We start from the raw sequence: 1,040 nt of genomic DNA, 5'->3' as shown, positions 1-1,040 counted from the left end.
TGTTTTTTGCAAGCACTTTCTGTAACGAAATGCAATGCAAAAGTGTAACACCCCAAATTGTATTTAATTGTTAGACTGCTTCATCAAAGAGTGCTTTAGCCGCCAGCTGTCACGACCAAAAACTATTAGGTGGCTGTGATGTACAAGTCTATCGATGAGAGCGGCAGTGAGCTGGTCATCGTAGAAGATGCCATTCCATTTGCTAAACTCTATGTTTGTAGTGATGATGAGACTGCGCTTTTCATAGCAGTCTGCAATAACCTGAAATAACAGTTGGGATCCTTCTGCGTCGAATGGGATATAGCCCCATTCGTCACAGATTAATAAATCTAGCTTGCTAAGTTTTTTCAATAACTGCACCAATAATCCATTAGCTTTTGCTGCTACTAATTCGTTAACTAATGCAGCAGTTTTGTAGAAACCCACCTTTTTACCCTGCATACAAGCTTCCACACCTATTGCAGTTGCCATATGGCTTTTGCCGGCCCCATTTCTGCCGTAGAGAATTAGGTTTTCCTGCCGGGATAGAAACTCAGCCTGTTTGAGTAAATCTATTGTTATCCCTGAGGGTAAGGTGATGTCTTGAAAGTCATAGCCTTGGAAGGTCTTAATATTGTCAAAACCAGCTTTCTTTAAATTAAGGTTGCGACGTTTTGCATTTCTGTATATAATCTCTGCCTTGAGGACTTCCAATAAATATTCTTGATTCGTTGCACCGGTTGTAGTCATTGCATTTTCTGCAAGGGTTGCACTGAGCCTAAGTTGTTTGCAGCATTCCAGTAGTTTATCTCTCATTGGTTTGCCTCCTTTTTAAACAGACTATCATATCTAGCATTATCTGTTTGAAAGGATGGTACTTGTATGTATGGATTTTTAAATTCCAGTGGCTGAAGTGGTTGGGCTTTGCTAGTTAATCTGTGGTAGCTTGCCAGAATACTGTCAGAATCTTTAACCCCCACTTTTAGTGCAACTTCAAGTGCATCTGCTGCAGCTGAAATATCATGCTTTTGGAGGATGGTATTGAGGGTTAAAAGAGCTTC

General features: G+C 40.5%; 2 protein-coding genes. Both read right to left on the bottom strand.

Translation table 11 applies throughout. The features are described 5' to 3' along the window. Positions 1-63: 63 nt before the first annotated feature. Entirely contained in the window at positions 64-795 is a 732-nt protein-coding gene (istB, locus tag F9B85_RS14090) for an IS21-like element helper ATPase IstB (RefSeq protein WP_151621832.1), read from the bottom strand. Next, on the bottom strand, positions 792-1,040 hold a 249-nt coding region (locus tag F9B85_RS14520; protein WP_207707136.1), incomplete at its 5' end, for a hypothetical protein. The genes F9B85_RS14520 and istB, both read right to left, overlap by 4 nt.

Origin of the sequence: Heliorestis acidaminivorans (assembly GCF_008933955.1) — a bacterium.
Classification (GTDB): Bacteria; Bacillota; Desulfitobacteriia; order Heliobacteriales; family Heliobacteriaceae; genus Heliorestis; species Heliorestis acidaminivorans.
Note: the sequence above shows the minus strand (reverse complement) of the source record. Positions and strands in the feature narration are given on the sequence as shown.

Excerpts from the sequence above, each read along its gene's own strand:
- istB (WP_151621832.1), bottom strand. The coding sequence starts at position 795 with ATGAGAGATAAACTACTGGAATGCTGCAAACAACTTAGGCTCAGTGCA.